This is a genomic window from Reichenbachiella sp. MALMAid0571 (genome assembly GCF_040151475.1).
Taxonomy (GTDB): domain Bacteria; phylum Bacteroidota; class Bacteroidia; order Cytophagales; family Cyclobacteriaceae; genus CAXBNB01.
This window is the reverse complement of record NZ_JBDKWG010000012.1, coordinates 1-411: the sequence shown is the minus strand read 5'-3', so window position 1 is coordinate 411 and position 411 is coordinate 1. Positions and strand designations below refer to the sequence as shown.

The 411-nt window shown below is 38.7% G+C and carries 1 protein-coding gene; it reads left to right on the top strand.

The features are described 5' to 3' along the window. Window positions 1-149 precede the first annotated feature (149 nt). Complete coding sequence (locus tag AAOP42_RS00150) at window positions 150-326, top strand: hypothetical protein (protein ID WP_349526427.1); 177 nt, start codon at window positions 150-152, stop codon at window positions 324-326. Window positions 327-411 lie beyond the last annotated feature (85 nt).

Here is a 411-nt window from a genome sequence, read left to right as displayed (position 1 = left end):
TGCCAAGTGATCTTCAGGTAGCCAATCGTTAAGGTCATGTGGCATAAAAGAAACTTGTTCTCTATCCGCTCCAATAAATGATATCATGCCCCAAGATATAAATAATTGGGTGGTTTATTAAGTCCGACAGACTCCTAGGCCAACGAAATATGTTAGAAGAACAGACGAAGAACATACTCTCGATGCTTGACTATGGTAGTTCCATCGACCATAAGTGGCTTTGGAAATTAGGCGAACCAATGGAAGATGGAATAGAAGCTGAAAAAGGAGGTGTGGACTTACAACAAAAAACCGGACAAAAAGTTAAGCGCATATTGAACAATTAATTTTCCCATATTGTTCGGGGGTTTTATACCCTAGATATGAGTGTTTTCTTTTACGGTTGTACCAGATTTCTATAAACTCAAACAC

Excerpts from the sequence above, each read along its gene's own strand:
- AAOP42_RS00150 (WP_349526427.1), top strand. The coding sequence starts at position 150 with ATGTTAGAAGAACAGACGAAGAACATACTCTCGATGCTTGACTATGGT.